At 56.6% G+C, this 25,954-nt stretch carries 27 protein-coding genes and 1 other annotated feature; of the genes, 12 read left to right on the top strand and 15 right to left on the bottom strand.

Translation table 11 applies throughout. The annotated features are described in order from the left end of the window. Positions 1-70: 70 nt before the first annotated feature. The 3 genes from GYRE_RS23905 to GYRE_RS15940 form a co-directional block, all read right to left on the bottom strand. Entirely contained in the window at positions 71-277 is a 207-nt protein-coding gene (locus tag GYRE_RS23905) for a hypothetical protein (RefSeq protein ID WP_072009081.1), read from the bottom strand. A 402-nt stretch (positions 278-679) separates the two neighbouring features. Next, the gene (locus GYRE_RS15945) at positions 680-1,705 is read right to left on the bottom strand and encodes a RelA/SpoT domain-containing protein (RefSeq protein ID WP_038256564.1); all 1,026 of its coding nucleotides are present in this window, start codon (positions 1,703-1,705) and stop codon (positions 680-682) included. Between the two features lie 538 nt (positions 1,706-2,243). Beyond that, positions 2,244-2,543 (bottom strand): SymE family type I addiction module toxin, encoded by a 300-nt coding sequence (locus GYRE_RS15940; protein WP_038256562.1) that lies wholly within the window; start codon positions 2,541-2,543, stop codon positions 2,244-2,246. Between the two features lie 556 nt (positions 2,544-3,099). On the opposite strand from GYRE_RS15940, the gene GYRE_RS15935 reads away from it, so the two are divergent. Beyond that, positions 3,100-5,070 carry a TonB-dependent receptor plug domain-containing protein gene (locus GYRE_RS15935; protein ID WP_038256560.1) on the top strand — a complete coding sequence of 657 codons (1,971 nt, stop codon included), beginning with the start codon at positions 3,100-3,102 and terminating at the stop codon, positions 5,068-5,070. Between the two features lie 11 nt (positions 5,071-5,081). After that, positions 5,082-5,960, top strand: a complete 879-nt coding sequence (locus tag GYRE_RS15930) for an ABC transporter substrate-binding protein (RefSeq protein WP_051860971.1) — start codon at positions 5,082-5,084, stop codon at positions 5,958-5,960. A 3-nt stretch (positions 5,961-5,963) separates the two neighbouring features. Here the strand turns inward: GYRE_RS15930 and cobT are convergent, their stop codons facing one another. The 8 genes from cobT to dacD all read right to left on the bottom strand — a co-directional run bounded on the left by cobT (position 5,964) and on the right by dacD (position 13,425). Further along, positions 5,964-7,019 carry a nicotinate-nucleotide--dimethylbenzimidazole phosphoribosyltransferase gene (cobT, locus tag GYRE_RS15925; RefSeq protein ID WP_038256557.1) on the bottom strand — a complete coding sequence of 352 codons (1,056 nt, stop codon included), beginning with the start codon at positions 7,017-7,019 and terminating at the stop codon, positions 5,964-5,966. A 15-nt stretch (positions 7,020-7,034) separates the two neighbouring features. Continuing rightward, entirely contained in the window at positions 7,035-7,775 is a 741-nt protein-coding gene (cobS, locus tag GYRE_RS15920) for an adenosylcobinamide-GDP ribazoletransferase (RefSeq protein ID WP_038256556.1), read from the bottom strand. Beyond that, a complete protein-coding gene (gene cobU / locus GYRE_RS15915) occupies positions 7,772-8,314 on the bottom strand; it encodes a bifunctional adenosylcobinamide kinase/adenosylcobinamide-phosphate guanylyltransferase (RefSeq protein WP_006820715.1) in 543 nt (180 codons plus the stop codon). The genes cobS and cobU overlap by 4 nt, the downstream gene beginning before the upstream one ends. Then, complete coding sequence (locus tag GYRE_RS15910) at positions 8,311-9,804, bottom strand: cobyric acid synthase (protein ID WP_038256555.1); 1,494 nt, start codon at positions 9,802-9,804, stop codon at positions 8,311-8,313. Before GYRE_RS15910 ends, cobU begins: the two co-directional genes overlap by 4 nt. A gap of 179 nt (positions 9,805-9,983) precedes the next feature. Next, positions 9,984-10,304, bottom strand: a complete 321-nt coding sequence (locus GYRE_RS15905; protein ID WP_006820717.1) for a DUF496 family protein — start codon at positions 10,302-10,304, stop codon at positions 9,984-9,986. Positions 10,305-10,469: 165 nt separating this feature from the next. Continuing rightward, positions 10,470-11,528, bottom strand: a complete 1,059-nt coding sequence (locus GYRE_RS15900) for an FUSC family protein (protein ID WP_038256553.1) — start codon at positions 11,526-11,528, stop codon at positions 10,470-10,472. Positions 11,529-11,632: 104 nt separating this feature from the next. Continuing rightward, positions 11,633-12,106 (bottom strand): DNA gyrase inhibitor SbmC, encoded by a 474-nt coding sequence (gene sbmC / locus GYRE_RS15895; protein ID WP_038256550.1) that lies wholly within the window; start codon positions 12,104-12,106, stop codon positions 11,633-11,635. Positions 12,107-12,252: 146 nt separating this feature from the next. Then, on the bottom strand, positions 12,253-13,425 hold the full coding sequence (dacD, locus tag GYRE_RS15890; protein WP_006820720.1) for a serine-type D-Ala-D-Ala carboxypeptidase DacD: 1,173 nt from the start codon (positions 13,423-13,425) through the stop codon (positions 12,253-12,255). 193 nt (positions 13,426-13,618) lie between these two features. Between dacD and sbcB the strand changes: the two genes are divergently transcribed. Beyond that, a complete protein-coding gene (gene sbcB / locus GYRE_RS15885) occupies positions 13,619-15,055 on the top strand; it encodes an exodeoxyribonuclease I (RefSeq protein WP_087943287.1) in 1,437 nt (478 codons plus the stop codon). Between the two features lie 58 nt (positions 15,056-15,113). Here sbcB and plaP read toward each other — a convergent pair whose 3' ends face one another. From plaP to GYRE_RS15870, 4 genes are all read right to left on the bottom strand, one after another. Further along, positions 15,114-16,472, bottom strand: coding sequence for a putrescine/proton symporter PlaP (gene plaP, locus GYRE_RS15880; protein WP_038256546.1), 1,359 nt, complete (start codon positions 16,470-16,472; stop codon positions 15,114-15,116). Continuing rightward, the gene (gene yoeI / locus GYRE_RS24575) at positions 16,462-16,524 is read right to left on the bottom strand and encodes a membrane protein YoeI (protein ID WP_112471449.1); all 63 of its coding nucleotides are present in this window, start codon (positions 16,522-16,524) and stop codon (positions 16,462-16,464) included. Before yoeI ends, plaP begins: the two co-directional genes overlap by 11 nt. A 236-nt stretch (positions 16,525-16,760) precedes the next feature. Then, positions 16,761-17,675: a LysR substrate-binding domain-containing protein gene (locus tag GYRE_RS15875; RefSeq protein WP_006820724.1), complete on the bottom strand. Its 915-nt coding sequence runs from the start codon at positions 17,673-17,675 to the stop codon at positions 16,761-16,763. A gap of 41 nt (positions 17,676-17,716) precedes the next feature. Next, positions 17,717-18,541, bottom strand: coding sequence for an SDR family oxidoreductase (locus GYRE_RS15870; protein ID WP_006820725.1), 825 nt, complete (start codon positions 18,539-18,541; stop codon positions 17,717-17,719). 174 nt (positions 18,542-18,715) lie between these two features. On the opposite strand from GYRE_RS15870, the gene hisL reads away from it, so the two are divergent. The 9 genes from hisL to hisIE all read left to right on the top strand — a co-directional run bounded on the left by hisL (position 18,716) and on the right by hisIE (position 25,921). Further along, on the top strand, positions 18,716-18,766 hold the full coding sequence (gene hisL, locus GYRE_RS24570; RefSeq protein WP_112471448.1) for a his operon leader peptide: 51 nt from the start codon (positions 18,716-18,718) through the stop codon (positions 18,764-18,766). Beyond that, positions 18,742-18,866 (top strand) — a sequence feature (His leader region). It overlaps the preceding gene by 25 nt. 45 nt (positions 18,867-18,911) lie before the next feature. Beyond that, on the top strand, positions 18,912-19,811 hold the full coding sequence (gene hisG / locus GYRE_RS15865; protein WP_038256543.1) for an ATP phosphoribosyltransferase: 900 nt from the start codon (positions 18,912-18,914) through the stop codon (positions 19,809-19,811). Between the two features lie 5 nt (positions 19,812-19,816). Next, complete coding sequence (gene hisD / locus GYRE_RS15860; RefSeq protein WP_006820728.1) at positions 19,817-21,121, top strand: histidinol dehydrogenase; 1,305 nt, start codon at positions 19,817-19,819, stop codon at positions 21,119-21,121. After that, positions 21,118-22,179, top strand: coding sequence for a histidinol-phosphate transaminase (gene hisC, locus GYRE_RS15855; protein ID WP_006820729.1), 1,062 nt, complete (start codon positions 21,118-21,120; stop codon positions 22,177-22,179). Before hisD ends, hisC begins: the two co-directional genes overlap by 4 nt. Next, positions 22,176-23,243, top strand: coding sequence for a bifunctional histidinol-phosphatase/imidazoleglycerol-phosphate dehydratase HisB (hisB, locus tag GYRE_RS15850; protein WP_038256542.1), 1,068 nt, complete (start codon positions 22,176-22,178; stop codon positions 23,241-23,243). Before hisC ends, hisB begins: the two co-directional genes overlap by 4 nt. Further along, complete coding sequence (hisH, locus tag GYRE_RS15845; protein ID WP_006820731.1) at positions 23,243-23,833, top strand: imidazole glycerol phosphate synthase subunit HisH; 591 nt, start codon at positions 23,243-23,245, stop codon at positions 23,831-23,833. Before hisB ends, hisH begins: the two co-directional genes overlap by 1 nt. After that, entirely contained in the window at positions 23,833-24,570 is a 738-nt protein-coding gene (gene hisA, locus GYRE_RS15840; protein WP_038256541.1) for a 1-(5-phosphoribosyl)-5-[(5-phosphoribosylamino)methylideneamino]imidazole-4-carboxamide isomerase, read from the top strand. Before hisH ends, hisA begins: the two co-directional genes overlap by 1 nt. Next, positions 24,552-25,328 carry an imidazole glycerol phosphate synthase subunit HisF gene (gene hisF / locus GYRE_RS15835; protein WP_038256538.1) on the top strand — a complete coding sequence of 259 codons (777 nt, stop codon included), beginning with the start codon at positions 24,552-24,554 and terminating at the stop codon, positions 25,326-25,328. The genes hisA and hisF overlap by 19 nt, the downstream gene beginning before the upstream one ends. Next, complete coding sequence (gene hisIE, locus GYRE_RS15830) at positions 25,322-25,921, top strand: bifunctional phosphoribosyl-AMP cyclohydrolase/phosphoribosyl-ATP diphosphatase HisIE (RefSeq protein ID WP_038256535.1); 600 nt, start codon at positions 25,322-25,324, stop codon at positions 25,919-25,921. The genes hisF and hisIE overlap by 7 nt, the downstream gene beginning before the upstream one ends. Positions 25,922-25,954: the final 33 nt, after the last annotated feature.

Raw genomic sequence — 25,954 nt, 5'->3', positions numbered from 1 at the left:
AAAGAGTATAGGCTGGACTTTCGCCAGCCTATTTAGGTTCGTACCAATCTACATTGCCCTCTTCGTATCTTTATCTCTGCAGCCCTATTGTAAAGTCAACAAAAAGACCACCGCCCAGATCGGCTTCTTGCTCTACCCGATTGCCGGTGAAATAGTCATGACTAGACAGTTTGAAATTACTCAACTGAGGAGTTGGTGGCTGATCACCCCGCGGTGTCAAATCTATAAAAGGCTTGTAGTTCGGATCATACTTCTTGATAACGGTTAATTCCGTCAAACAAAATGTCGTACTCCACGCATGATGGATAGTACTTTTCTATAAAAAACTCAACTAAATTTGAATTTAACTTTGACAGAATTCTTTACAAGCAAAGTTGTAATATCCGTCTTGGGCTAAGTTAAGATGTGCGTTGTGTATAATCAACAAGAATTTCGCTGAGCTTTGACATGCAGTGCAATAGACAAATTCTCGCAACAAGCTGTCGCCACCATACCGACCAGGAACAAATATTTCACTTAAACCTCCATGAATTTCATTGAATAACTTTACAACAGCCACCACCTGCCGGCTTTATTATTTTACGTTGACTATCAGCAGATCCTCACAGGCCATTGTGGTCAGAAGCGGTCTAAAAAAAACCTAAGTTAGTAGAATTTAGACCACTCCAGATAATAGTATTTATTTTATGAAAACATACCTGCTGAGGTAATTTAGAAAAGTTTTCGTATCTAAAAAATAAGCAGGATATGCATTTTTTAATTCACTAATTGAACTAACAGAAACCATAGCTACTTCACAGCCTTTATTTTCCGCACAGTATTTTTCAGACTCGACATAAGCTTCTGCCGCCTTTGCATGATTGTGATTTTCGAAGCTCTTTATATTTATATTCCGCTTTACGGTGTCAACAACAATTATACAAAGTCCTTTATCATATTTTTTGCTACCTTCAATATGGCTAACTACGGCATTATAAGCAGCTAATATATCGAAAACATTCAACTCGACGGATAAATAACTTAATTCGTCTGATATTTTTATATAACTCCCAGATGGTTCTTTTTCATATTCAACTTTATAAAAAAGCTCTGATACTAATTCAAAAAACCTAAGCCATCTTGCATCACCAAAACCAGATTTCAATGATTCCTTTCGAAACAAACCTACCATTTCAACTGCTGTAGCCCAGCTATGTTGAATAGCTGTTCTTATTTGCATTTCAATGCGCAATCCATTTAAAGATGGAAATTTTTTATTTTTGAATGAATAGACCATGTGAAAGCTTCTATAACCGGAATCCTTCACGTCTATCATGTAATCATCCATTCTAACTAGTTCATGTGAGAATTTAGATGATTTTATTTTATTAACTAAATCATACACTTGATCTAGATTATTTAAAATAGCCCGGCACCCACCAAGATCCTGCATCTTATTTAGCTTCATATCAGGAAATCTAGAAAGCTTAGTAACAATGGAAGGCATCCTCTTAATTCTAGAGGATAGTAACGCATTTTTGTTTAAGGAAACAGCCTCTCTTTCCATATAAAATTGTATTTTACTTAAAGGGTATAAATGCAACATCCTCCACTCATGAAGAATTTGTACATCTTCTTCTTTATATTTTTCACCTGTACCAAACTGAGAAACTAATCTATCCCCAGCTCTTCCAACTTCCTTTTTTGAAACAGATAAAGTGTGCATAGTAAGAGGCCTTATAATAAGATTATGCTAATTTAGGAATTACAACTTACAAAGACCCGACAGCGGGCAAGGGTACCAAACCACCGCCAATTAAGAGGGGCTAGCCCGTGCAGGTATGGCATCAGGGTAACTGAAATGAATTGGATGCACCAGACGTGCTACAAGGAGCCCGCTTGAAAAAGGGAATTAAAGCTATTTTTTAACCAATTGGCTGGTCGCTACTCCTCAACTTGCGGATTTATGGCGTTTTAGTGCCCGAAACTGAATGTGATCATTCGTTGGAGTGGCTCGAAAAAATCGACGAAAATGCTCACATCAGATTAGAAGTACCGTCCATGAGGGCATTTGTGAATGCCATTTCGCGGGATGGAGGTGACCTGCTCCCGTTTTTAACTCACAGTTTCGTTAGTAACGTCCGCTGTTGGCACTTAACAGACTGTCAAACTGACATCATCGGTCCCTTAATAGCTTGGTTCCCTTATACAAAGAGCCTGCCTGCGGCAGGCATCTTAACTGCTAAGAGCAAGCTCTTACCCTATCAAACCCTACTCATCCCCGCCTTTAACCCTTTCAGTACCTCTTTGTACTGCTTCAGTTGCTGTCGCAGCTCCTGGGTTTCGTTGTTATCCGGGATCAGCACAATGCAATCGCCCGCGATCTTAACCGTCAGGCCATTGCCGGTTTCAAACCCGGCTTCGCGTAGCCATTTGCCGGAAAGATTGATTGCAGGGGTGCTGGTGTCGCCACGGTTTGGCAGGTAGCCAACGGTGTAGCGGCGCTGTGTTTTGCTAGAAGCAGCTTCGGTAGTTGCCTGCTTTTGGGATGAGACAGTAGTCATGCGGTTATCTCCAGTGTAGGTCTTAAATTCCGCCACAGGAGGTTCCAATCTCGTAGGTGGCGGACTGAACAGGGTTGGAACTACCGGCTACACTGAAACCAGCGCACCTGACGGTGCCCCTGCTCAGCCCACCATAATTTGGCACAACTAAGCGCACGACACAAAAAAAGACGCAGCGCGTCTTGTATCGCCAGTGTAATTCACAGGGTTCCAATCCCGGCTCCTGATTGTGCAGGAACGGGAAAAAGATACCCCGCTAAATCGTTTGCAACAATACCTTGTTCCGGAATGGCGATCGCATATTAAGAAAACAGCCTCACTATTTATTCAAGCCAGAAATGACACTCCATAAATAATCATCAATATGTATACCACTCCCATAAAGCCACTGCCCTTGCCCCTGCCACCCAGATCGCAAAATCATCACCTCACCTCGCTATATCTTTAGTTATATAGCGATGAAATGACCCTCATCAAAAAACGGTTCACGGTTTTCCCTTTAACTGTGCTCGCTGTACCTCATAACTCTAACACTATAAATATAAAGGTTTTCTTAATGCGCACTGCTTTCTCGCCTCTGGCACTTTACCTCTTTACCCCGCTCTCTCTCGCCGCAGTTTCGGATGTCGAAGACGTCATCGTGGTGACCGGCGACAACCGTAACGCACAGCAACAGGCATCGTCCTCGGTCTCAGTGAGTTGCGAAACGATGGAACAACAGGGTAGCCTGACGGTGGTCGATGCCCTGCAGCATGTGCCGGGCATTCAGCTTCGCTACGGCGGTCAGGGCGTTCCGCAGCTTGATATCCGTGGCTATAAGTCGCGGGATATCACCTTTCTGGTCAACGGCGTGCCGCAGAACAGCGCGTGGGATAGCCAGTTCGATCCGCAGCTGATTCCGGTGGGACTGATTGAACGCATCGATATCACCAAAGGCGGCTCCGGGTCGCTGCTGTACGGGTCCGGCGGCTTCGGCGGCGTGATTAATGTCATCACCCGTCAGAGCGATGGCGAACCGCACAGCGCACTCGCGGTCGGCGCGGGCAACGGCGGGCACTACACCGCAAACGCCAGCACCAGCGGAGCCGCCGGGGCGCTGGATTATGCCGCAAGCTACGCCTACGACGGCAAAGACGGCTTTCCGATGGCAGCAGATTTTACCCCCAGCGGGCAGCAGGGCGACGGGCGGCGCAACAACAGCGATAACCGCAACCACGCCCTCGCCACCTCCCTCAACTGGCAGGTCAGCGAAGACACCCGCCTGGGGCTGAATCTCAACTATCGCCACGACAGCTGGGGCGTTCCCGATAAGCTGGGCGGCGGCGGCGGTGGCGGTGGCGGTGGCGGTGGCGGTGGCGGTGGCGGAAAAGGTAACGCAAAAGCCGGAGGGAGTGCAGGCGGCGGTAATGGTCCGGCGTGGAGCGATATGCGGGTCGAGCCGCTGGAGCACTACGATGTGCAGACCACCTTCTCCCACCAGCTCACGGGCAGCAACACCCTGCGCGGCTACGCGTGGTACAGCCACGAAACCCGCGATAATCAGTACCGCGGGAAATCTGCCGATCGCCAGCAACGCACCCGTACGGAGAGCTACGGCAGCAATCTGCAATGGATAAACCAGCTGAGCCGCCAGCACACGCTCACCAACGGTATCACGCTCGCGGAAGACCGCTGGCGCTGCAACGGCGACGACTGCGACGCGCAGCAAAACCGCCAGAGTATCGGCCAGCAGGACTGGGTGGCGGAATACCTGTTCCAGCCCGACGATACCCTTGGCCTGACGCTCAGCGGCGCGCTATACCACAACGATCGCGCCGGGGGCACCGACTACGCCGCGCAGGCTACTGGCTACTGGTATCCCTGGCACGACACGCGCCTCTTCACTACCGCCGCGCGGCGCATCCGCTTCCCCGATCTCAGCCAGCTTTACGACATCGAGTACGGCAACAGTACGCTGGTGCCTGAGACCTCGCACTACTTCGAGGCCGGCGTCGAGCAGGCTCTGTTAAACCGTGTGCAGCTTCGGCTCAGCGCCTGGGTCAGCGACGTCTATCACCATATCGAAAAATCAGCGCTGACCGATCGCTTCACTAATTTTGACCATTACCGCTTCTGGGGCATTGAGCCCGGTGTTCACTATTTTATCTCTGAAGATACCGACTTAAGCCTCGGCTACGCGTGGCTTAAGGCGGAGAACAAGGGCGATGACTCCACCCGTTCGGCGTTGCAGGGCCGCCCCACCCACAGCGCATGGCTTGCGCTGAACACCCGTCTGCCGCTGGATCTCTCGGCTTCGGTCAGGGTGGAGAGCTTCCGGGATTCGGTGCAGTACCAGGGCCAGAGTGAGACGCCAGTGAAGCTCGACAACTATACCCTCGTGGGTCTCAGCCTCTCCGGGCCGTCGCCGTGGGCGCCGCTCTCCTGGCAGTTCACCGTCAATAACCTGTTCGACGAAAACTATGCCCAGGCGCTGAACTTCCCGCGCCCCGGCCGCGAGTACCTGTTGCAGCTAAAAATGAATTTTTAAAGGAACGGACCATGTTGAATCATCGAAAGCACCTCTGCGGCGCGCTGCTGCTGACCAGCCTGCTCATCCCCTCGTTTGCCAGCGCCCGGCAGACTTCGCCTGCACCCATTCGGGTGGCGGTGATCGGTGGGATGATGTACTCGAATCTGTGGCAGACGCTCAGCGCCCGCTTCGAGCAGCAGCACCCGGAATACCGTATTGAGGTGGTGGCGAAAGGCCAGCGGCCAAAACTGGCGAAGGCGATGGAGGAAGGGAAAGTTGACCTGCTGACCATGCACTCCGGCGATATCACGACCGATCTGGTTGCTAACGGCCATGGTATACATATGCGCCCGTGGACGCGTAACGATCTGGTTATCTGGGGGCCGAGGGAGGATCCGGCGGGGATTCGCGGGATGAAAGACGGTGCACAGGCGCTGGCGAAAATTGCCGCCAGCCGCAGCCCGTGGGTAGATTTTCAGGGCGTCGGGCCGCGCGAAATGGCGCACAGCCTGTGGTCCCGCGCCGGGGTAAGACCGGTGGGTGACTGGGTGCTGAAAGACGATTTACCCGGCGGGCGCGGGATCCTGAGCCAGGTTGCTGATCGCCACGCTTACATCATCACCGGGCGGATGCCGGTGCTGCTGGGTAAGTGGACGCCGGATCCGCGTATCGAGATCCTCGTTGACGGTGACCCGACGATGCGCCGCCCGTATATCGTGATGGAAACCAATCCGCATCGCCATCCGGGGGTGAACAGCGCCGGAGCCCGGGCGCTGGCAGATTTTCTGCTAAGCCCCGACACCCAGCGCTTTTTGCTGAACTATGACGGCAGCGTGAAGGACGGCAGGCCGCTGTTTTACCCGGTCTGGCCGCAGTGTAAAAGCCGCCAGACCGCGTGGTGCCACTAACCCTTACGCCGTGGGCAGCACAATGTTGCTGCCCGCCAGGGTGCCCATGTTGTTGTGCATGTTGCAGGCGGCCTCGACGATATGCATCGCCAGCGCCGCCCCGCTCCCTTCGCCAAGGCGCATCTCCATGTTGAGATATGGCTCAAGCTGCAGTGCGTTGAGCGCAATACGCGCGCCCTTCTCGGCAGAAAAATGTGAAGGAATGAGGTACGGCTTCACCGCCGGAGCGATCCGGCACGCCGCCAGCGCCGAAGCGTAGGAGAGGAAACCGTCAAGCACCACCGGCAAGCCGCAGGAGGCGGCACCCAGCATCACCCCGGTCATTCCCAGCAGATCAAACCCGCCCACCTTCGCCAGCACGTCAAAGCCATCTGCGGCGTTCGGCTGGTTGTGGGCAATGGCACGACGCACCACCGCTACCTTGTTGGAGATCTGGCTCTGCGGCAGGTTGGCGCCAATGCCCACCACCTCCTGCGGATCGTGGTCGGTCAGCACGCTCACCACCGCCGCCGCCGGGGTGGTGTTCGCCATTCCCAGTTCGCCCACGCCAAACAGCGTGACGCCGCTGGCGGCCAGGTCGCGGGTGTAGTTGATGGTAGAACGCAGCAAAGACTCCGCCTGTTCGCAGGTCATTGCCGGTTCGCGGGCGATGTTGCCGCAGCCCCGTGCCATCTTCATGTCGATGACGCCGGGAATAGGATCGGCGTTGATACCCACATCAATCACGTGCACCTTTGCGCCCGCCTGGGCCGCCAGTACGCACACGCCGGTGCTGTGTCGCAGCATGTTGGCGGTCTGAATAGCCGTGACCACCTGTGGTGAAATGGCAACGCCTTCATCCCACACGCCGTGGTCGGCGCACATCACCAGAATGGCCTTGTTATCAACCTGCGGTTTGCCGCCAAGCCCCGGCATTCCCGCCAGCTGTACCGCCAGCGACTCCAGCCGCCCAAGGCTGCCGGGGGGCTTCAGCAGGCCATCAATATGCTGCTGCGCGCGAGCCATGGCGTCATGGTCCGGAGTGGGTATCGAGTTCAGTAAGGTGTGCAAATCTTGCATCGACAGGATCCTTTGTTAGAGCAGCGCCAGCAGGAAAACGATTTCACCCACTTCGATGGCTGCACCGAGAGTATCGCCCGTTTGTCCGCCCAGAATACGTTTGAGCCACTGGCCGAACAGCCAGACCACCACGAAGGTGAACAACAGCGCGGTCAGACCGTTAATCCCCAGCAGCGCGATGACGACAACGGCGGCAAGGGCCAGCGTGATGGCCGTCTGTTTAAAGCTGATTTTGTTGATGAACAGGTTGCCCATGCCCTCTTCCCGGGCATAACGCTGGCCGTACATCAGAAGTACCGACATGCCGCGCCCGCAGGCACAGGCCGCCGCCAGCGCCGCCAGCATATTCTCGCCGCGCAGGGCAAGCTCGCTTACCACCAGCACTTTCGCCAGCAGGACAAACACCAGCGCCAGCCCGCCGTGGGTGCCAAGGCGGCTGTCGCGCATAATTTCAAGCATCCGCTCGCGCGGGCGCGCGGAGAACACGCCGTCGCAGGTATCCGCCAGCCCGTCGAGGTGCAGGCCGCCGGTCAGCAGCGCCAGCGCCAGCACGGCAAACAGCGCCGCCAGCGGGGTGCCGCACCAGTGGTTCAGCAGCACAAACACCACCCCACTCAGGCCGCCCAGCAGCAGGCCGATAACCGGAAAGGTGACGATACCACGCACGTAATCCGGCGTGTCCAGCCCCTGCGACCAGCGCTGTGGCACCGGCAGACGGCTCATAAAGGACAACATGGCGAAGAAAACCCTGTTCATTTTATTTTGACTCCCAGTCCTGATACCACCAGCCAGACGTCGTCTGCCGCCTGCGCCAGTTTTTGATTCATCCGCCCGGCGATATCGCGAAAATGCCGCGCCAGGCGATTCTCCGGCACAATGCCCATTCCCACTTCATTCGTCACCAGCACCACCTGCGCCGGACACTGCCGGCACAGCGCGATAAGCGTGTCTATTTCATTCCCCACGGCTTTCTCCAGGGCGTCATAATCCCAGTGCTGCGGATCGCCGTCGCCGCCTTCGGCAAACAGAATATTAGTGATAAGCGTGGTGACGCATTCCAGCAGGATGGCGTCATCCGCAGAGCGCTGTGGGGTGATAATCGTATCGAGGTGCTGCCAGCGCTCTTCGGTGTGCCAGTGCGCCGGGCGGCGCTCGCGGTGATGCTCCACCCGCTGCGCCATTTCATCATCGTAAATCTGCGAGGTGGCGATGTAGATCACTTCTCGTGCGTCATGCAGCAGCGATTCCGCGTGCTGGCTTTTGCCGCTGCGCGCTCCGCCGGTTATAAGGATCATGCTGTGGGTTCCTGATGTTCGCGCATTATCTGATAGATTCGCTGAATATCGATATTCTCGCGCATTCCCGCCGCCAGCACATCAAATTGCTGTGCTTTATAATCGGCATAGCTCTGCACCACCGTCTGCTGTGGCAGACCTTTGCGGGCGCGCAGGCTGTTGACCACCCCGCCGGTAAAGGCGTCGTTGTCAAAAAGGCCGTGCAGATAGGTGCCGAATGCCAGCCCGCTGTCGTCCACCGCCCCGAGCGCGGTGTCGTACTGCATCGCCTTCTGGCAGCCCGGCTGAAGAGTGGTTTGCCCCATGTGAATTTCATAGCCGTTCAGGGAAAGTCCTGACAGCGGCGCCAGCCAGCCCGGCAGGTTTTCGCTGAGCTGAACGGTGGTCTGCACCGTCGTTTTCACCGCTTCAAAGCGGGTGGTGGCATTGAGCAGCCCAAGCCCGGACTGGCGCCCCATCCCGGACTCTATTTCATCGAAAATCACATCACCCATCATCTGATAGCCGCCGCAAACGCCGATCACCGGCACGCCGCAGCGGTGCGCTTCCAGCACCGCCTGCGCCATCGCCGTCTGACGCAGCCAGTCGAGATCGCCGAGCGTGTTTTTACTGCCGGGCAGGATAATCAGGTCGCAGTCCGCCAGCGCCTCCGGGTGGCGCACGTAGTGAACGTTAACGCCCGGCTGGGCGCTGAGCGGGTTGAAATCGGTGAAGTTGGCGATATGCGGGAATTCAACCACCGCGATATTCACCGAGGCCTCCGGCGACAGCCGCGCCCGGCGATACTGCAGCGCCACGCCGTCCTCTTCTTCGAGATCGACGTTAAGCCACGGCATGACCCCCAGCACCGGGACACCGGTGAGCGATTCAATCTGCTCAAGGCCCGACTGCAGCAGCGACACGTCACCGCGGAATTTGTTGATGATGACGCCCTTCACCCGCCAGCGCTCGCTCTCCTGCAGCAGCGCCAGGGTGCCGTAAATCGAGGCAAACACCCCGCCCTTATCGATGTCAGCGACCAGAATAACCGGGCATTCGGCCATCTCCGCCATGCCCATATTGACGATATCGCGATCGCGCAGGTTGATTTCCGCCGGGCTGCCCGCGCCTTCCAGCACCAGCACGTCAAACGCTTCCGCCAGGCTGCGCCATGCGCCGAGGATCGTTTCACGCAGCTGCGGTTTGTAGTGATGGTAGCTGACCGCGTCCATCGACTGTGCCACTTCGCCCATCAGAACCACCTGCGCCTGACGGTCGGTGGTTGGTTTCAGCAAAATAGGGTTCATCCGCACGTCGGGGCGAATACCCGCCGCTTCAGCCTGAAAGATTTGTGCACGGCCCATCTCTTTTCCGTCATCGGTAATGCCGGAGTTGAGCGCCATGTTTTGTGATTTGAAAGGAGCTGATTTGAGACCGTCCTGGTGAAAGATCCGGCAAAGCCCGGCGACCAGAACGCTTTTTCCGACATCCGATGCCGTGCCCTGCAGCATGACGGATAACACCTGTGGTTTTTGTTTCACCGTATTGACCCACCGAATCGAAAGCGCATGAATGAGCGCTATGATAAATAAGCGGAAACGGTATTCCTATGATTTGTGCAGGATTTTGACAAGAAAGGTAACAAGAAAAAAGAAAACGGTGAGAGGGAGACTCTCACCGCCGTCATGCATTATTCAGCTTTGTTTTCGCCCATCACTTTCAGCTTTTTAGAGATGTCGCGACGCTCTTTGGAGAGCTCGGCGTTTTTGATGATGTAGTCATCAACGCGGTCTTCGTAGTCGGTCTTCATGCTGGCGATGATGCCCTGAATGGCTTCAACGCTCATGCCCGGCTTGATGTAATCACTCAGGTTGTCGAGCAGCAGAACGCGTTTCTGGTTGTCACGGATCTTTTTCTCAACGTCCTGAATTTCACGCTGCAGCTTGTTTTTGCGGCGGAACAGACGAACAAACTCCAGTACGTCCTGGAACGACGGCTTAGTTGTTTCCATTTTTACACCCCTGATTTTTGAGCTTCGGATTCGTTAAAGCGGCTGCTATCGGGCTACATTACGCATAGCAATCGCTGATGACAATGGTTTTTGCTTTGGGCCCATCATAACCCTAAATGCTGCTGAATCGAAACAACCTGGCGTAAAAGCCAGCTCATTAGTCTTTTATTTGCGCAATGCCCGGCAAATCAGATGCGACAGCAGCTCAAGCTGGCGTGCCAGCTCCATGCTGAGCCACACGTAGCCGTGAATGGGCGTCTCCGACAGTTTCTCTCCCTGGTACTCCTGCATCAGTTGGCGCAGCTCGGCGACGATGTCGTTAAGTTTTTCGGTATTCGCAAGGATCGGCTGCGGGTTGCCCTCGTACAGCGCATGAGCGATGGTCAGTAGGGTTTGCTGAGTCATCTGCTGCGTGTCGCGCAGCGTGTGGGCGTTCAGCATCACGAAGTGGCTGGCGCGCGAGGCCCAGTGGGCGTTGATTTGCAGCTCGAGCATACACACCAGGTTACGGCTGACGGTCTGAATGCCTTCGAAAATGGCCTTCTGGATATGCGTTTCTTTGCTGGCGGGCGTAATAAAGCCGCGCATCTTCACCACTTCACCGAGCATTTTCTGCAGGTGTTTGTCGATACGCGGGCGCTCGACCAGGTTGGGCGACACGCTCGCCTGATAGAGGCGGTTGTACTGGGTGACGAAGCTCGCCATCTGAATGCGCCAGTGCAGAAACGCTCGCTGCGGAAAGACCCCGGTGAACAGCATGGCCAGCAGCGAGCCGAAGATAACGTCACCGCTTCGCCACAGCGCGGTGGTTAAATCCCCCGGCGGTGCGCCGACCACTACCGCGAGGGTGATACCGATAAGCAACGCCTGATAGGGCTTCTTCCCGAGCGCCAGCCAGCCGCAGAGGAACATGGCGGCGGCGCACCAGATAAGCATCAGCGGTAAAGACATCAGCTCCAGCTTCAGCGCCACCAGGCCCAGCGCGGAGCCGAGGATGGTGCCGCCAATGCGTTCGAACGCACGCGGCACCACGTTGCCCCAGAAGGAGATAGGCCCCATCACCACCACCAGGGTAATGAGCGGCCAGGTGCCTTCCGGGATATCGAACCAGCGGACAAGAAGAAAGGTCAGTATAAACGCCAGGGCTATCCGCACCCCGTGAACCACACGGTAATGGCGGTATAGCCGAATCTCAAAAGGACTCAGGGATTTGTCAGCACGCACACCCGCACTCCGGCAAGCTGTAGAAAGCACAATTGTAACGGGTTTTCTGCTGAACGCATCACATGACTGCCAAAAACCTTGCCCATTGCAGGGTCAAAAAAATGCTACCCGGCCTTGCGCTCTACGGCGACGTACATTTCAATGTCCCAGAAGCCATCCTGGTTGCCGTCGTTCAGGTACACTTCAAAGCAGGGTTTCGGCGCGCACTGCCAGTCTTCGTCTTTCAGCAGGCTTTCGAAGAACTGGTACCACGGGGTGGAGAAATCAAAGTTAGTGACCCGCGCTTTCGCCACGGCGTACTCTCCCCCTTCCACTTCGGTTTTGATCACGCCTTCGCTGTTCGCAGGAATAACGAAATCTTCATGCACCGCCACAACGGTGGCGCAGCGCAGCTTTTCTGCCGGAACGACTTCAGGGTTATCGTAATACACCGCCAGCCACTCGAGCGCCGGGATCTGCCTGCCATCCACCCATTTCATCAGCTGTTCAAACCCCTCTTTGACCTTCTCTTCCCAGGGGCCAACCATGTGAAAACCGGCGATCGTACGCTTGTCATGTTCTCTGATGCTGTAGTTCATTGTGCCTCCACCCATGTTGAGATACTGGATAAATATACATATAAAATGTAGCCAGGGTCTGAGCAGAAGTATGTGCGATATTTCACAGAATTGAGAACCGCGGGAAGGAACCAGGTGGCGCGATGACCACCTGGTGGTTATCAGGATCAGGACTTGTGCTTCAGCCAGTCGCTAAAGCGGGAGAAAATGCCTCCTTTTTCAACGCCTTCCAGCGTCACCAGTGGCCAGCGGGCCACGATTTTATCGCGATCGTAAAGCTCGATTTCCCCCACGCGCTGATTCGCGGCAATCGGCGCTTCCAGCTCTTTACGGTCGAGCACGTATTTCGCTTTAATGTTCTGAATTTCCGCCTTCGGCAGCGCCAGCCAGTAGTCCTGGTCGGTGCCTAACGAAATCTTCTCTTTATCGCCGTACCAGATACGCTCCAGGCCCACCTGCTTACCTTTAGTCAGGATCTGCACGGTAGAAAAGTTCTGCTGGCCCCACTGCAGGAGCTTACGCGCCTGCTCTTCACGCCCTTTCGGGCTTTCGGCGCCCATCACTACCGCAATCAGGCGGCGGTTGCCGTCTACGGCTGAGGCAATCAGGTTGAAGCCCGCGCCGGAAGTGTGCCCGGTTTTCAGACCATCGACGTTCATGGTTTTATCCCACAGCAGCCCGTTACGGTTCTGCTGGGTGATGCCGTTCCACGTCAGGCTCTTTTCGCTGTACATCTTATAGACTTCCGGCTCGCCGTGGATAATGGCGCGGGATAGCACCGCCAGATCGTAGGCGGAGCTGTGCTGGCCCGGCGCATCCAGACCATGCACGGTTTCGAAATTGGTGTCGGTCAGACCCAGCTTCTTCACGTAGTCGTTCATCATCTTCACGAACTGCGGCTGGCCACCGGCGATGTAGTCCGCCAGCGCCACGCAGGCGTCGTTGCCGGAATCGATAATCATCCCACGGCTCAGGTCACGCACCGTCAGACGGTCGCCCGGCTTCAGGAACATCAGCGAGGAACCTTCGAAGACCGGATTGCCTTTGGCCCACGCATCGCGGCCCACGGTGACCATGTCATTGGATGAAATACGGCCGCTGTCGATAGCGCGGTCGACGACATAGGCCGTCATCAGCTTAGTCAGGCTGGCGGGGTTGCGCTGCTGGTGTTCGTTGCCGGCGTTTAAAATTTGGCCCGTGGTGTAATCCATTAACACCCACGATCCGGCCTGAATCGCCGGCGCTGCAGGAGTGAACTCAATAGGGTCGGCGGCCTGCGCAGACGAGATACCGATCGCAAATACAGATGCGACAATAAACAAACGGCGTTTCAACAGCATATCCTCAATGTCGTTTTAAAATCGTTGACCTTTTTACGGAAGTTCGCGCCGCTTCGCAGCAATTAATTGCAAAAAAGTGTGACAGCCCCCACTACCCGCGCGTGGTTTTTTGTGCATTTACTCGAGAAAGCCCGCCTTTTACTTCGGATGTGATGGCCGGATGGTTTACCATAGCGGGTCAATCTCATTCAGGATGGAGCTTCGGGTGTCTGATTCTGCAACGCAGCCAACTTTTCTCTTTCACGACTACGAAACCTTCGGTATCAGCCCGTCGCTGGACCGACCGGCGCAGTTTGCGGCAATCCGTACCGATGCTGATTTCAACATCATCGGCGAGCCAGAGGTGTTTTACTGCAAGCCCGCTGACGACTATCTGCCGCAGCCGCAGGCGGTGATGGTCACCGGCATTACGCCGCAGGAAGCGCTGGCAAAAGGCGAGAACGAAGCCGCCTTCGCCCGCCGTATTCACGACCTCTTTACCGTGCCGAAAACCTGCGTAGTGGGCTACAACAACGTCCGCTTTGATGACGAAGTCACGCGCAATATTTTCTATCGCAACTTTTACGATCCCTATGCCTGGAGCTGGCAGAACGATAACTCCCGTTGGGATCTGCTCGACGTGATGCGCGCCTGCTACGCCCTGCGCCCGGAAGGCATCAACTGGCCGGAGAACGACGACGGTCTGCCGAGCTTCCGCCTTGAGCATCTGACCAAAGCCAACGGCATTGAGCACAGCAACGCCCACGACGCGATGGCCGACGTCTATGCCACCATCGCGATGGCGAAGCTGGTGAAAACCCAGCAGCCGCGCCTGTTCGACTACCTGTGGTCGCATCGCGGTAAGCATAAGCTGGCGGCGCTGATTGACGTGCCGCAGATGAAACCGTTGGTGCATATCTCCGGCATGTTTGGCGCGTGGCGCGGCAACACCAGCTGGGTCGCTCCGCTGGCCTGGCACCCGGAAAATCGTAACGCCGTGATCATGGTTGATCTCGCGGGCGACGTCACCCCGCTGCTGGAGCTCGACAGCGATGCGCTGCGCGAGCGCCTGTACACCGCCAAAGCCGACCTGGGTGACGATGCCGCCGTACCGGTAAAACTGGTACACCTCAACAAGTGCCCGGTGCTGGCGCAGGGCAATACCCTGCGTCCGGAAGATGCCGACCGTCTGGGCATTAACCGCCAGCACTGCCTTGATAACCTGAAGCTGCTGCGCGATAACCCGCAGGTGCGCGATAAGGTGGTGGCCATTTTTGCCGACGCCGAGCCGTTTGTGCCGTCAGAGAACGTCGACGCCCAGCTGTATAACGGCTTTTTCAGCGACGCCGATCGCGCCGCGATGCGTATCGTGCTGGAGACCGAGCCGCGCAACCTGCCGGCGCTGGACATCACCTTCGCCGATAAACGCATCGAACGTCTGCTGTTTAACTACCGGGCGCGCAACTTCCCGGGCACGCTGGACGAAGCCGAGCAGCAGCGCTGGCTGGAGCATCGTCGCAATGTGTTTACCCCGGAATTCCTGCAGGCCTACGCCCAGGAGCTCGAGATGCTGTACGGTCAGTATGAAGGGAATAACGAGAAGCTGGGGCAGCTGAAAGCGCTCTGGCAGTATGCACAGGACATTGTCTGAGGCATAAAAAAACCGGAGACTCAGTCTCCGGTTTTTTTTAACTGATGCGATGCTGCGATTACGCTACATCTTCGTACTGCGGAACCGGGTTGCGGAAGCTTTTAGTCACGCAGGCCAGGTAAATCAGGCCGATACCCGCCCAGATAAGACCCAGTACCATCGAGCTCTCTTCCAGGTTCACCCACAGCGCGCCCACGGTCAGGGCACCACACATCGGCAGGAACAGATACTGGAAGTGGTCTTTCAGCGTTTTGTTGCGCTTCTCACGGATCCAGAACTGCGAGATAACCGACAGGTTCACGAAGGTAAACGCCACCAGCGCACCAAAGTTAATCAGCGCCGTCGCCATCACCAGATCGAAGTTAATCGCCAGCAGGGCAATAGCCCCCACCAGAACGATGTTCATCGCCGGAGTACGCCATTTCGGGTGTACATAGCCGAAGAAGCTTTTCGGGAACACGCCGTCACGACCCATCACGTACATCAGACGTGCCACACCGGCGTGTGCTGCCATGCCGGAAGCCAGAACGGTGATGGTGGAGAAGATCAGCGCCCCAACCTGGAAGGTTTTACCCGCCACGTACAGCATGATTTCCGGTTGAGATGCATCCGGATCTTTGAAACGAGAGATATCCGGGAAGTACAGCTGCAACAGGTAGGTGGAAACGATAAAGATAAGACCACCAATCAGCGCCGTCAGGAAAATCGCCCGCGGGATCACGCGCTCTGCGTCTTTGGTTTCTTCAGACAGGTTACTGATCCCATCAAAACCGGTGAACGAGAAGCACAGGATAGTCGCCCCGGTAATCATCGGGATCACGTGCGCATCGCCGGACCAGAACGGACGGGTGCTGGTCAGCGTACCGGCACCTTCACCGCCGAACACACCGAAGATAACCATGCCGAGGATCACCGCAATCAGCACCACCTGCAGCACCACGATAACGGTGTTGAAGTTGGCAACCGATTTCAGGCTACGCAGGTTAAAGGCGGTCATGAAGGCGACCAGCGCCACGACGAACATCCACGAGGGTATCGACGGCACCAGGGCTTCAAAATAGATTTTCGCCAGCAGAATGTTGATCATCGGCGCGAACAGGTAGTCGAGCAGAGAGGACCAACCCACCATGAAGCCAACGGTCGGGCTAATGGATTTCTGGGCATAGGTATAGGCTGAGCCCGCAGACGGATAGCGGCGAACCAGCTTCCCGTAGCTCAGTGCGGTAAACAGAATCGCGATCAGCGCGAAGGCGTAAGCCGTCGGCACGTGACCGTCTGTTAAACCAGAGACGATACCAAATGTATCGAACAGCGTCATCGGCTGCATATAGGCAAGGCCCATCATGACAACCGGAACCAGCGTAAGCGTTTTACGTAATTCTACGCGAGAGGTGTTTGGAGTAACGTTAAGCGACATGGAAATCTCCTTTCACGGTGATAACCGTCGCGTAAGCAAAAAATTGCCCCATTTTTGTGGAATCCTCGGCGACAACAACTGTCGATTTTTAGTAAATATCTATCCGGTACGAAGCCCGGCCTCTTGGTTTTTTTGAATGACTTTGCTCGATGCAAAAAAATAACCGACGCGTTTAATTTCGTCGGTTTATCTCTGATTTTGCAGGCGGCGTATTGTGCCCTCAACATTTAGCAAAAACAAGACAATGAGTGCATGCTCACGCAAAAGTTTTGCCTAAATGGCTGATTTTCAATCACCCGATTTCTGGTAAACCTTGGCGATAGCACTATTTGCTAAAATAGACTCCCGCCACCAGGCGCTGGCGAGGCCGGCAGCCTGCTCATTCCAGCCTATCCATGCAGGGTCAAGAACCTGTTCCGGTGAGACTTTTTTCGCCACCAGCGCACCGGTTTCCAGCAGCCGGTGCGCCATATAGCGCGGTATATAGCCGCACGCCAGACCGCTCAACTGCAGCTCAAGTTTAGTCTTATAATCGAAAACCGTGATGGCTTGTTGATCGTCCAGCCGTTGGCGATGCGCCGAAGTGGCTGAAGCGTGTGGCTCCCCCACGACCACGGCGCGATGACGCTTCAGGATCCGGCGGCTCAGCGGTTCCGGCTCCTGCGCCAGCGGATGCTGCGGTGCCACCACAAACACCTGCTCCAGTTCGCCAAGCGGAGCGAAGGCATAACCACTCAGCGAGGGGGGCGTTCCGAGCGCACCTACGACGATATCGGCACTGCCCTGCATCAGCCGCTCCCAGGGGTTCTCCGGCTCGCCGCGCACAAAGGTCAACCGCGTCACGCCATACTGCTGGCAGAAGGTATCAATCAGCGGCGTCAGCAGCGAAAACGGGAACGTATCATCGACGCTAATCACCAGCGCGTTCTCCCAGCCTTCGTTGAGTTTTACCGCCTGCTGTTCCAGTTCGCGCACGCTGTGCAGCACTTCACGCCCTTTCTCAAGCAGCATTTGTCCTGTTCGGGTGAACTTTGCACGATGGCCGCTGCGGTCAAGCAGTTGAATATTGAGGTCGCTTTCGAGTTTATGAATGGTGTAGCTGAGGGCGGAAGGCGTTTTATAGAGCTTTGCCGACGCCGCGGCAAAGCTCCCTTCTTTTTCAAGAGCATCAAGAATAATGAGGACATCCAGTAGTGGCTTCATCGTCGCCTCCCCTGCAAAAGGCTACTCCCGCCACACGAATGTCACTCCATCGGCATTACCAGCGGGTCCGGGTACTGATATTCAAATCCCAGTTCGTTGCAGATCCGGTTGCCATCAATAATTTTGCCTTTATCGTTCTTGTCACCCACGCCGAACGTCGGGGGTTCAAGCCCCAGCTCTCGGGCCATCTGCGGGTAGAACTCCGCACGCGTTGGATGCTTAGGTGCACATATATTATAGATGTGTCCGCCGCTCGGAGCCTGTAACAGCAGCGTAATCGCGGAGACAACGTCTTCCAGATGCACCAGATTGACCCCATGCTGGCCGTCCGGCGCTGATTTTCCGGCGAAGAAACGGCCCGGATGACGCCCCGGCCCTACCAGCCCGGCGAGACGCACAATATCCACCGAAGTGCCCGGCAGGTTATGCAACCAGTCTTCCAGCTCTTTCAACACCCTACCGCTGAGCGTCGTCGGTTCGCGCCGGGTGTTCTCTTTCACCGTACCGCTGACGTTGCCATACACGGAGGTGGAACTGGTAAAGATGATGCGAGGAATTTGATGCGCCAGCGCAGAGTCGACAATCTCCTGCACCGCCTGCAGATAGAAATCATCGCCCGGCCCGCTGCGGCGTGCCGGAAGCGTAATCACCAGGGCATCAACGTTCATCAGCGCATCCAGGTCATCGGCTTCGCAGACCAGCTGCGGCTCCAGACGTAAAGGATAGCTGTCGATACCGCACATCCTTGCCGCTTCCACTCCGTCCTGAGTGGTTTTGCTGCCGGTGACCTGCCAACCCCGCGCCGTCAATGACAGCGCCAGCGGCATACCCAGCCAGCCTAATCCGACAATCGCGACCTTTTTCATGCGTTATCTCCTGAGGTGTTCACTCCAGTTAACAGGCTACGCCAGCGTGCCCCTGCTGACAATTTATAGCATCAATATGAAATCAATTAATCATAGAAAAAAGCCCTTGCTTTCGGTAGACGAACTGGTTTAGGTTAAAAGACATCTAGTGAATAAGCATTCAACGAGAAAATTATGATCTGCGTTCAATTTAAAAACCATCATCATCACCATCATCCTGACTAGTCTTTCAGGCGATGTGTGCTGGAAGACATTCAGATCTTCCAGTGGTGCATGAACGCAAGAGAGAGCCCCCGGAAGAGAATACTTCCGGGGGCTTTTTTATTGGGTCGGATCCAGAAGATTTAGACAGGTTAACGAGGAAACCACAATGTCAGACAACAATCGTTTACGCATAGCTATGCAGAAATCCGGGCGTCTTAGCGACGATTCATGCGAATTACTGGCCCGCTGCGGCATAAAAATCAACCTGCACACCCAGCGTCTGATTGCGCTGGCGGAAAATATGCCGATCGATATTCTGCGCGTACGTGATGACGACATCCCGGGCCTGGTGATGGATGGCGTGGTCGACCTCGGCATTATCGGCGAAAACGTGCTGGAAGAAGAGCTGCTGAACCGCCGCGCCCAGGGCGAAGACCCTCGCTATTTCACCCTGCGTCGCCTCGATTTCGGCGGTTGCCGCCTGTCGCTTGCCACCCCGGTGGATGAGTCCTGGAATGGCCCTGCCGCCCTCGACGGCAAACGTATTGCCACCTCTTACCCGCACCTGCTGAAGCGCTACCTCGATCAGAAAGGCATCGCTTTTAAATCCTGCCTGCTGAACGGCTCTGTCGAAGTGGCTCCGCGCGCCGGACTTGCTGACGCTATCTGCGACCTCGTCTCCACCGGAGCCACCCTCGAAGCCAACGGTCTGCGTGAAGTGGAAGTGATTTACCGCTCTAAAGCCTGCCTGATCCAGCGCGACGGCGAAATGTCGGACGTGAAGCAGCAGCTCATCGATAAGCTGCTGACCCGTATTCAGGGGGTTATCCAGGCCCGTGAATCGAAGTACATCATGCTGCACGCCCCAACCGAGCGTCTGGACGAAGTGATTGCCCTGCTCCCGGGCGCCGAGCGTCCGACCATTCTGCCGCTGGCAGGCGATCAGCAGCGCGTGGCAATGCACATGGTCAGCAGCGAAACCCTGTTCTGGGAAACCATGGAAAAACTGAAGGTGCTGGGCGCCAGCTCCATTCTGGTTCTGCCAATTGAGAAGATGATGGAGTAACGCCAATGAGCTTCAACACGATTATCGACTGGAACCAGTGCAGCGCAGAGCAGCAAAACGCTCTGCTGATGCGCCCGGCGGTGGCGGCCTCAGAGAGCATTACCCGCACCGTAGCGGAGATCCTGGAAAACGTTAAAACCAACGGCGACGCGGCCCTGCGCGAGTATGGCGCAAAGTTCGACAAAACCACCGTCACCGCCCTTAAGGTCAGCGCGGCAGACATCGCCGCCGCCGGTGAGCGCCTGAGCCCGGAGTTGAAACAAGCGATGGCGGTTGCGGTGCGCAATATTGAGCGCTTCCACACCGCTCAGCTGCTGCCCGCGGTTGATATCGAAACCCAGCCCGGCGTGCGCTGTCAGCAGGTGACGCGCCCGATGGCCTCCGTCGGCCTTTATATACCCGGGGGCAGTGCCCCGCTCTTTTCGACCGTTTTAATGCTCGCCACCCCGGCGCGCATTGCCGGCTGCCCGCGCGTGGTCCTGTGCTCGCCGCCGCCGATTGCCGATGAAATTCTCTATGCCGCGCAGCTCTGCGGCGTGCAGGACGTGTTCAACGTCGGTGGCGCCCAGGCCATCGCCGCGCTGGCGTTTGGCAGCGAGAGTATTCCGGCGGTGGATAAGATTTTTGGCCCGGGCAACGCGTATGTGACCGAAGCGAAGCGCCAGGTCAGCCAGCGTCTGGACGGTGCGGCCATCGACATGCCCGCCGGTCCTTCGGAAGTGCTGGTGATCGCCGACAGCGGTGCCACCCCGGACTTCGTGGCTTCTGACCTGCTTTCTCAGGCCGAACACGGCCCGGACTCGCAGGTTCTCCTGCTGACGCCGGATGCCGGTATGGCGGCCCTGGTCGCACAGGCCGTAGAGCGCCAGCTCGCCGACCTGCCGCGCGCCGAAACCGCGCGTCAGGCGCTGGCGGCAAGCCGCCTGATTGTTGCCGAAAGTCTGGCTCAGTGTGTGCAAATCTCCAACCTGTATGGCCCGGAGCACCTGATTATTCAGACCCGCAATGCCCGCAGCCTGGTGGATGACATTACCAGCGCCGGTTCGGTATTCCTCGGCGACTGGTCGCCGGAATCCGCCGGTGATTACGCCTCCGGTACCAACCACGTGCTGCCGACCTACGGCTATACCGCCACCTGTTCAAGCCTTGGGTTGGCGGATTTCCAGAAACGCATGACGGTGCAGGAGCTGTCCCGCGACGGCTTTGCAAGCCTCGCCAGCACTATCGAAACCCTGGCCGCCGCTGAGCGTCTGATGGCCCACAAAAACGCCGTAACGCTGCGCGTTGCCGCCCTCAAGGAGCAAGCATGAGCATCGAAGAGTTAGCCCGTGAGAATGTCCGTAATCTGACGCCATACCAGTCTGCGCGCCGCCTGGGGGGTAAAGGTGACGTCTGGCTCAATGCCAATGAATTCCCGACGGCGGTGCCGTTTGGCCTGACCCAGCAGACGCTGAACCGCTATCCGGAGTGTCAGCCAAAAGCGGTGATTGAGAACTACGCCCAGTACGCCGGGCTGAAGCCGGAGCAGGTTCTGGTAAGCCGCGGGGCGGATGAAGGGATTGAGCTGTTGATTCGTGCTTTCTGCGAGCCGGGCAAAGATGCCATTCTGTTCTGCCCGCCAACCTACGGGATGTACAGCGTCAGCGCCGAAACCTTCGGCGTGGAGTACCGCACCGTGCAGGCTCTGGACGACTGGCAGCTCAACCTCCCGGCCATCGCAGAGCAGCTCGACGGCGTGAAGGTGGTTTATGTGTGCAGCCCGAACAACCCGACCGGGCAGATTATCAATCCGCAGGATCTGCGCGTGCTGCTGGAGATGACCCGCGGTAAAGCGCTGGTCGTCGCCGACGAAGCGTACATTGAGTTTTGCCCGCAGGCAACGCTCGCTGGCTGGATCGCCGATTACCCGCACCTCGTGGTGCTGCGCACGCTGTCGAAAGCCTTTGCGCTGGCAGGCCTGCGCTGCGGCTTCACCCTCGCCAGCGAGCAGGTGATTAATTTGCTGCTGAAGGTGATTGCGCCGTACCCGCTCTCAACCCCGGTTGCCGATATCGCCGCCCAGGCGTTAACGCCGCAGGGCATTACCCAGATGCGCGAGCGAGTGGCGCAGATCCTGAGCGAGCGCCAGTATCTGGTGAGCCAGCTTCAGGAGACAGCGTGCGTCGAGCAGGTTTTCGATTCAGAAACTAACTACATTCTGGTGCGCATTACCGCCTCAAGTGCCGTATTTAAATCTTTGTGGGATCAGGGCATTATCTTACGAGACCAGAACAAACAACCGTCATTGAGCGGCTGCCTGCGGATAACCATCGGGACCCGTGCAGAGAGCCAGCGTGTGATTGATGCCCTGAGAGCGGAGAGTGTATGACCCAGAAGTTTCTTTTTATTGACCGTGACGGCACGCTGATTGCCGAGCCGCCGAGCGACTATCAGGTCGACCGCTTCGATAAACTCGCCTTCGAGCCGGAGGTGATCCCGACGCTGCTCAAGCTGCAGAAAGCCGGGTATCGCCTGGTGATGATTACTAATCAGGACGGGCTGGGGACCGACAGCTTCCCGCAGGCAGACTTCGATGGACCGCACGACCTGATGATGCAGGTGCTGACCTCTCAGGGCGTGGCCTTCGACGAAGTGCTTATTTGCCCGCACCTGCCAGCGGATAACTGCGACTGTCGTAAGCCGAAAACCACCCTCGTGCGCCGCTGGCTTGAGCCGGGGATGATGGACGTTGCCAACAGCTATGTGATTGGCGATCGCGCCACCGATATTACGCTTGCCGACAACATGGGCATCGGCGGTCTGCGCTATGCGCGCGACACGCTGGGCTGGAACGCCATTGGGGAACAGCTCACCGCCCGTGACCGCTACTCTCACGTTGAGCGTAATACTAAAGAAACGCAGATCGACGTGAAAATCTGGCTCGATCGCGAAGGGGGCAGCAAGATTAACACCGGCGTCGGTTTCTTCGACCATATGCTGGATCAAATTGCCACCCACGGCGGCTTCCGCACGGAGATAACCGTCAAAGGTGACCTGTATATTGACGATCACCACACCGTGGAAGATACCGGTCTGGCGCTGGGTGAGGCGCTGAAGCTGGCGCTCGGCGACAAGCGCGGCATCAATCGCTTCGGCTTTGTGCTGCCGATGGACGAGTGTCTCGCGCGCTGCGCGCTGGATATCTCAGGGCGTCCACACCTCGAATATAAAGCCGAGTTCACCTACCAGCGCGTGGGCGATCTCAGCACCGAGATGATCGAGCACTTCTTCCGCTCGCTCTCCTACACCATGGGCGTGACCCTGCACCTGAAAACCAAAGGCAAAAACGATCACCACCGCGTGGAGAGCCTGTTCAAAGCCTTTGGCCGTACGCTGCGCCAGGCCATTCGCGTTGAGGGTGATACGCTACCGTCGTCTAAAGGGGTGCTGTGATGAACGTCGTTATCCTCGATACCGGCTGCGCCAACCTCAACTCGGTGAAATCGGCCATCGGCCGCCACGGCTATACGCCAACGGTCAGCCGCGAGCCCGACGTGGTGCTGCGCGCCGATAAGCTCTTTTTACCCGGCGTCGGTACCGCGCAGGCGGCGATGGACCAGCTGCGCGAACGCGAACTGGTTGAGCTGATTAAGGTGTGCACCCAGCCGGTGCTCGGCATTTGCCTGGGTATGCAATTATTAGCCCGCCGCAGCGAAGAGACGCGCGGCGTGGACATGCTGGGCATTATCGATGCGGATGTGCCGAAGATGCTCGACCGTGGTCTTCCCCTGCCCCACATGGGCTGGAACCGCGTCTCGGCAAAAGCCGGGAACCCGCTGTTCCGCGGTATCGACGACGGCGCGTGGTTCTACTTTGTGCACAGCTACGCCATGCCGGTGAACGCGTGGACCATCGCCCAGTGCGAATATGGTGACCCCTTTACCGCCGCGGTGCAGAAAGATAATTTCTTCGGCGTGCAGTTTCACCCGGAACGTTCCGGTGCCGCCGGCGCGCAGCTGCTGAAAAATTTCCTGGAGATGTGATGATTATTCCGGCTTTAGATTTAATTGATGGCACGGTCGTGCGTCTCCACCAGGGGGATTACGCCCGGCAGCGCGACTACGGTAACGATCCGCTGCCGCGCCTGCAGGAGTATGCCGCCCAGGGTGCGGAAGTGCTGCATTTGGTTGATTTGACCGGCGCAAAAGACCCGAGCCAGCGGCAAATCCCGTTGCTGAAAAATCTCGTTGCCGGAGTCAGTGTGCCGGTGCAGGTTGGCGGCGGCGTGCGGACCGAAGATGACGTGGCCGCCCTGCTCAACGCGGGGGTCGCGCGGGTGGTGATTGGCTCAACGGCGGTAAAATCCCCGGACATCGTTCAGGGCTGGTTTAAACGCTTTGGTGCCGACAAATTAGTGCTGGCGCTGGACGTGCGTATAGATGAAAACGGCGTGAAGCAGGTGGCGGTCAGCGGCTGGCAGGAGAACTCCGGCGTGACGCTGGAGACGCTTATCGCAATCTATCAGTCGGTTGGGCTGCAGCACGTGCTGTGTACCGATATTTCTCGCGATGGCACCCTCGCAGGCTCCAACGTGGCGCTGTATGGAGAGATCTGCGCCCGTTATCCGCAGGTGGCGTTTCAGTCCTCGGGCGGGATCGGCGGGCTTGCCGATATCGCCGCCCTGCGTGGAACCGGCGTGCGTGGCGTGATCGTCGGGCGCGCGCTGCTGGAAGGTAAATTCAACGTGACGGAGGCCATCCAATGCTGGCAAAACGGATAATCCCATGCCTGGACGTGCGTGATGGTCAGGTCGTAAAAGGCGTGCAGTTCCGCAATCACGAAATCATCGGCGACATCGTCCCGCTGGCAAAACGTTACGCAGAAGAAGGCGCCGATGAGCTGGTGTTCTACGATATCACCGCCTCAAGCGATGGCCGGGTGGTAGATAAAAGCTGGATTGAGCGCGTGGCGGAAGTTATCGATATTCCGTTTTGCGTGGCAGGCGGGATCAAATCTCTCGACGACGCCGCCAGAATTCTCTCATTTGGTGCCGACAAAATTTCGGTGAACTCCCCGGCGCTGGCGGACCCGTTGCTTATCACTCGTCTGGCGGACCGCTTCGGCGTGCAGTGTATTGTCGTGGGTATCGATACCTGGTTTGATAGCGACACCGGCAAATACCACGTCAATCAGTATACCGGTGATGAAAGCCGTACCCGCGTTACGCAATGGGAAACCCTCGACTGGGTGCAGGAAGTGCAAAAACGCGGCGCGGGTGAGATAGTCCTGAACATGATGAACCAGGACGGCGTGCGTAACGGTTACGATCTTGAACAACTGCGTAAGGTCCGCGAGGTGTGCCACGTGCCGCTTATTGCCTCCGGCGGCGCCGGGACCATGGAGCACTTCCTCGACGCCTTTCGGGTGGCGAACGTCGACGGGGCGCTGGCGGCCTCGGTGTTCCACAAGCAGATTATTAATATTGGTGAACTAAAAGCGTACCTGGCCGCACAGGGCGTGGAGATAAGGGTATGTTAACAGAGCAACTGGACTGGCAAAAAACCGACGGACTGATGCCCGCCATTATTCAACACGCGGTTTCTGGTGAAGTGCTGATGCTGGGCTATATGAACCAGGAAGCGCTGGCGAAGACCCAGGCCACCGGCAAGGTGACGTTCTTTTCACGCACCAAACAGCGTCTGTGGACCAAGGGGGAAACCTCAGGCAATTTCCTCAGCGTGGTCAGTATTGCCCCGGACTGCGATAACGACACCCTGCTGGTGCTGGTCAACCCGACTGGCCCAACCTGTCACAAAGGCACCTCCAGCTGCTTTGGCGAGAACAGCCACCAGTGGCTGTTCCTCTGGCAGCTCGAACAGCTGCTGGCAGAACGTAAATCCGCCGACCCGGCAAGTTCATACACCGCGAAGCTTTACGCCAGCGGTACCAAGCGGATTGCCCAGAAGGTAGGTGAAGAAGGTGTTGAAACCGCCCTTGCCGCCACGGTCAACGATCGCCACGAGCTGACCAACGAAGCCTCAGATCTGATCTATCACCTGCTGGTGCTGCTGCAGGACCAGGAGCTCGATTTAACCACCGTGATTGAGAACCTTAGAGCACGGCACAAATAAAAAAAAGGCCCGGCAGCCGTTGCGCCGGGCCTT

It is taken from the genome of Yokenella regensburgei ATCC 49455, assembly GCF_000735455.1.
GTDB lineage: Bacteria > Pseudomonadota > Gammaproteobacteria > Enterobacterales > Enterobacteriaceae > Yokenella > Yokenella regensburgei.
This window is presented reverse-complemented; position numbering and strand designations above follow the sequence as displayed.

Bases quoted from the DNA above. Each gene is read 5' to 3' on its own strand.
- GYRE_RS15930 (WP_051860971.1), top strand. From the start codon at position 5,082: ATGTTGAATCATCGAAAGCACCTCTGCGGCGCGCTGCTGCTGACCAGC.
- hisA (WP_038256541.1), top strand. From the start codon at position 23,833: ATGATTATTCCGGCTTTAGATTTAATTGATGGCACGGTCGTGCGTCTC.
- GYRE_RS15945 (WP_038256564.1), bottom strand. From the start codon at position 1,705: ATGCACACTTTATCTGTTTCAAAAAAGGAAGTTGGAAGAGCTGGGGAT.
- hisD (WP_006820728.1), top strand. From the start codon at position 19,817: ATGAGCTTCAACACGATTATCGACTGGAACCAGTGCAGCGCAGAGCAG.
- hisG (WP_038256543.1), top strand. From the start codon at position 18,912: ATGTCAGACAACAATCGTTTACGCATAGCTATGCAGAAATCCGGGCGT.
- cobT (WP_038256557.1), bottom strand. From the start codon at position 7,019: ATGCAAGATTTGCACACCTTACTGAACTCGATACCCACTCCGGACCAT.
- GYRE_RS15870 (WP_006820725.1), bottom strand. From the start codon at position 18,541: ATGAAAAAGGTCGCGATTGTCGGATTAGGCTGGCTGGGTATGCCGCTG.
- GYRE_RS15940 (WP_038256562.1), bottom strand. From the start codon at position 2,543: ATGACTACTGTCTCATCCCAAAAGCAGGCAACTACCGAAGCTGCTTCT.
- GYRE_RS15905 (WP_006820717.1), bottom strand. From the start codon at position 10,304: ATGGAAACAACTAAGCCGTCGTTCCAGGACGTACTGGAGTTTGTTCGT.
- cobS (WP_038256556.1), bottom strand. From the start codon at position 7,775: ATGAACAGGGTTTTCTTCGCCATGTTGTCCTTTATGAGCCGTCTGCCG.
- dacD (WP_006820720.1), bottom strand. From the start codon at position 13,425: ATGCTGTTGAAACGCCGTTTGTTTATTGTCGCATCTGTATTTGCGATC.
- sbcB (WP_087943287.1), top strand. From the start codon at position 13,619: ATGGAGCTTCGGGTGTCTGATTCTGCAACGCAGCCAACTTTTCTCTTT.
- hisB (WP_038256542.1), top strand. From the start codon at position 22,176: ATGACCCAGAAGTTTCTTTTTATTGACCGTGACGGCACGCTGATTGCC.
- hisF (WP_038256538.1), top strand. From the start codon at position 24,552: ATGCTGGCAAAACGGATAATCCCATGCCTGGACGTGCGTGATGGTCAG.
- hisIE (WP_038256535.1), top strand. From the start codon at position 25,322: ATGTTAACAGAGCAACTGGACTGGCAAAAAACCGACGGACTGATGCCC.
- GYRE_RS15910 (WP_038256555.1), bottom strand. From the start codon at position 9,804: ATGCTGCAGGGCACGGCATCGGATGTCGGAAAAAGCGTTCTGGTCGCC.
- sbmC (WP_038256550.1), bottom strand. From the start codon at position 12,106: ATGAACTACAGCATCAGAGAACATGACAAGCGTACGATCGCCGGTTTT.
- plaP (WP_038256546.1), bottom strand. From the start codon at position 16,472: ATGTCGCTTAACGTTACTCCAAACACCTCTCGCGTAGAATTACGTAAA.
- hisC (WP_006820729.1), top strand. From the start codon at position 21,118: ATGAGCATCGAAGAGTTAGCCCGTGAGAATGTCCGTAATCTGACGCCA.
- GYRE_RS15875 (WP_006820724.1), bottom strand. From the start codon at position 17,675: ATGAAGCCACTACTGGATGTCCTCATTATTCTTGATGCTCTTGAAAAA.
- cobU (WP_006820715.1), bottom strand. From the start codon at position 8,314: ATGATCCTTATAACCGGCGGAGCGCGCAGCGGCAAAAGCCAGCACGCG.
- GYRE_RS15935 (WP_038256560.1), top strand. From the start codon at position 3,100: ATGCGCACTGCTTTCTCGCCTCTGGCACTTTACCTCTTTACCCCGCTC.
- hisH (WP_006820731.1), top strand. From the start codon at position 23,243: ATGAACGTCGTTATCCTCGATACCGGCTGCGCCAACCTCAACTCGGTG.